Consider the following 326-nt stretch of genomic DNA (forward strand, 5'->3'; position numbering starts at 1 on the left):
ACTTATTGATAAGCTGGGGACTTAGCTTAGTTGGTAGAGCGCCTGCTTTGCACGCAGGAGGTCAGGAGTTCGACTCTCCTAGTCTCCACCACTCATTGCGATGCAATGAGTTAAACATTAAGCAAACGAACTGATAGCTTATAGAGCTTAGTGATTAAGTTGCGTATAATGCGCGGCATTGTTATTAAGCTCTGTGATTTATCACAGTTGACTGTAATCCGACGAGGATACAGTGAATCATTAACAGAATATATTTGAGTTGAAATAATTTGTTCAAACTCGTTTCAAGTAGGCAACTACAAGAAATGAGTTCTAGCGAAATTAAC

At 39.6% G+C, this 326-nt stretch carries 1 tRNA gene; it reads left to right on the forward strand.

Annotated elements, in window-relative coordinates:
* Positions 1–15: 15 nt before the first annotated feature.
* Positions 16–91 (forward strand) — tRNA-Ala (locus NI465_RS16595).
* The last annotated feature ends 235 nt before the right edge of the window (positions 92–326 follow it).

The organism is Acinetobacter lwoffii, assembly GCF_024129855.1.
GTDB classification, from domain to species: domain Bacteria; phylum Pseudomonadota; class Gammaproteobacteria; order Pseudomonadales; family Moraxellaceae; genus Acinetobacter; species Acinetobacter lwoffii_L.